General features: G+C 40.6%; 1 protein-coding gene. It reads right to left on the bottom strand.

The genetic code is table 11. The features are described from left to right. Positions 1–3039: Ig-like domain-containing protein (locus tag GQR56_RS21005; protein WP_240920962.1), on the bottom strand; the 3039-nt coding region annotated here is incomplete at both ends.

Genomic DNA, 3039 nt, shown 5'->3' with positions numbered 1-3039 from the left:
ACTTTACCACTTACGCTTACCGCGTCGTCTTCTGCTGCATTTATTACTGAGTCTTCAAGCACTAGCGTTGTACTGGCTTGTGTGTCTTTAGTGAAGTTGAGGGTGCTTGTTGCTGGATTACCCGCTATATCTTGTGTGCTTACATCTACCGTGTAATCGCCATCTGATAAAACCCGTAAAATAGAGCTATTAAGCTCCCAGTTACCTTGCGCATCTACGGTAGTTGTAGCTGTAAATAGCTCATCGCCATTATTGTCTTTTAGTACAATATCAACTTCTTGTCCTGACTCTACATCACTAATTGTGCCGCCAACTTTTGCTGTTGCTTGCTCTTGTGCATTAATAAAAGCGTCATCACCTACATTTACGTCTATTGTGGCTTGGGTATCTTTAACTAATGTTGTGCTATTTACTGCTTCGTTACCTGCGTTATCAAACACGCTTACACTTGCTGTAATGTCGCCATCGGCTAATTCGCTAATATTTGCAGCGGTTACAGACCAATTACCATCACTGTCTAAAACAATGTTTTTAATTGTCTCTGTTTTACCGTTTTGATCGGTAAAGGTAACCGTTATATTGTTGGTTGACTCTACGTCATCTACTTTTCCGCTAAGTGCTACGGCTTCATCTTCGGCTGCATTAATAAGCGTATCTGCAAGCTCTATGGTGGTAGTCGCTTGGGTATCTTTTATAAATGCTGCGCTATTAACCGCTTCATTACCTGCGTTATCAAATACGCTAACACTTGCAGTTACTTCACCATCCGCTAATCCACTAATATCTGCTGCAGTTACAGACCAATTACCTTCGGCATCAAGAGTAATATTTTCTATTACTTCTATTTTTCCGTTTTTATCTGTAAAGGTAACGGTTACGTTATTAATTGACTCTACGTCATCTACTTTTCCGCTAAGCGCTACAGCTTCATCTTCGGCTGCATTAATTACGTTATCGGCAAGTTCTAGCGAGGTGGTTGCTTGGGTATCTTTATTAAATTTTGTGCTATTTACAGCTTCGTTGCCTGCGTTATCAAATACGCTTACGCTTACTGCAATTTCGCCATCGGTAAGTGTACTTATATCACTTGGGTTTATTTGCCAGTTGCCGCTGCTGTCTACATCAACAGTTGCAGTAACTGAATTGGTGCCGTCGGTAAATGTAACAGTTACTTCGCGTGTAGCCTCAATGTCGGTAACTGTTCCGCTTATAATTACATTGCTTTGCTCAGCTGCATTCACTACATCATCGTTTTCAGCTACTTCAATTGTGGTACTTGCTAGTTTATCGTGCTCGGCAGTGTCGTTACTTGTAGCGGTATTACCTGCTATATCGGTTACGGTAGCAGTCGCTGTTAATGTGCCATCATTTAAAGCTGAAACATCGGCATCTGTAATTGTATAAGCGCCATTAATAACCGTTGCGATAAATGTTTTACTATTTGTGCCATCGCTCACAACTATTGAGACTGTTTGACCATTTTCAATATTAGTTACATTACCAGTAATGCTAACAACTGTATTTTCTGAGTTGCCATTAATTACATTATCATCAGTGTCGTTTATATCTACAGTAACACTGGCTAGCTGGTCTAATAAAACGGTATCGTTTGCACTAGCTAGGTTTCCTGCTAAGTCTAAAACAACGGCAGTGGCTGTAATTGTGCCGTTATTTAAGCCCGATATATCTACATTTTCAAAACTGTATTGACCGTTAGAAACTGTGCCTATTAATTCAATCTCTGGGTTTTCACCATCAGATACTGTTACTGTAATTGATTGACCATTTTCTATATTTTCAACTACGCCGGTTATGGTTATTTGTGAACTTTCATTACTGCCGTTAATAACACCGTCGTCAGTTTGAGCAATATTTAATGTAACACTGCTTAGGGTATCTTTAACAAATGTGAGCTCTGAACTTGCAGGGTTTCCGGCTGAGTCAATCACTGTTACAACTGCGCTAATTTGACCTTCAGCTAAATCAGTAATTTGAGCGGTGGTAACTTCCCAAGTTCCATCTTGTGCAACATCAACTTTAATTACTTTAGATTCATCATTTGTATCGGTTAATGTTAACGTTACTTGCTGACCTGGTTCTACATCAACTGTATTACCTTTTAAAACAACACTGTTTTGCTCTGTTTGATTAATTACTTGGTCGGTATCAACCAGGGTAATATCTATTTCAGCCAAGTTATCTATTTGAGCTGTATCTTGAGATGAAACTGGGTTGCCAGCAATATCAGTAACCGATGAGGTCGCGGTAATTGTGCCATCGTTTAATGCACTTGCATCAATTGGATCGGTTACATATTCACCATTAATTACGGTTGCTGTTGTAGTGATTGCTGGGTTAACGCCATCGCTGATAGTGACATTAACAGTTTGACCATCTTCAACATCAGTAACTGTTCCGCGTACAACGATCTCTGTACTTTCGCCGTTACCGTTAATAACTGAGTCGGCTGTTTTATCAATGCTTGTGGTTATTGCAGCGGTATTATCTAGCTCGACTGAATCCACAGCGCTAACAGGGTTGCCTGCTAAATCAGACGCTGTTGCTGTGGCTGTTAATGTGCCGTCATTTAGGCTACTTGCATCAATAGGATCTGTTACATATTCGCCATTAATTACGGTTGCTTGTACTTCAACTGGCGGATTAACGCCGTCGCTGATTGTTACAGTAACCGTTTGACCATCTTCAACATCAGTAACCGTACCACGCACTACTATTGCAGCGCTTTCGCCGTTACCATTAATAACTGAGTCGGCTGTTTTATCAATGCTTGTGGTTATTGCAGCGGTATTATCAAGCTCAACCGTATCTTGTGCTGTTACAGGATTACCTGCCACATCTGATGCAGTTGCTGTGGCGGTTAATGTGCCATCGTTTAGTGCGCTTGCATCAATTGGATCGGTTACGTATTCGCCGTTAATTACGGTTGCAAACACTGTAATTAATGGGTTTATTCCATCACTCAATGTTACGGTAACTGTTTGACCGTCTTCAACATCAGTAACCGTACCACGTACAACA

The sequence above is a fragment of the Pseudoalteromonas sp. Z9A5 genome (assembly GCF_011378875.1).
Taxonomy (GTDB): Bacteria; Pseudomonadota; Gammaproteobacteria; order Enterobacterales; family Alteromonadaceae; genus Pseudoalteromonas.
This window is presented reverse-complemented; position numbering and strand designations above follow the sequence as displayed.